We start from the raw sequence: 236 nt of genomic DNA, 5'->3' as shown, positions 1-236 counted from the left end.
CGCGCAGGAGCTTCGCCGACCTCTTGTCCGTGGTGATGTTGCGGACGAAGGAGCGATCGATCTTCACCTTGTGCAGCGGGAACTTGTGCAGATAGCTCAAGCTGGAGTAGCCGGTGCCGAAATCATCCAGCGACAGACGTACGCCCATGGCGCGCAGTTCATGAAGCACATCGAGGATGGCGGCCGAATCCTGCAGCAGCAGGGTTTCGGTGATCTCAAGTTCGAGGCGGTCGGGA

1 protein-coding gene is annotated in these 236 nt (G+C 59.7%); it reads right to left on the bottom strand.

Going from position 1 to position 236, the window contains the following annotated elements; genetic code table 11:
- On the bottom strand, nucleotides 1-236 hold a 236-nt coding region (locus ACK4TH_RS13380), incomplete at both ends, for an EAL domain-containing protein (protein WP_409627141.1).

This window comes from Tepidimonas sp., from assembly GCF_046292505.1.
In the GTDB taxonomy this organism is placed as follows: domain Bacteria; phylum Pseudomonadota; class Gammaproteobacteria; order Burkholderiales; family Burkholderiaceae_C; genus Tepidimonas.
This window is presented reverse-complemented; position numbering and strand designations above follow the sequence as displayed.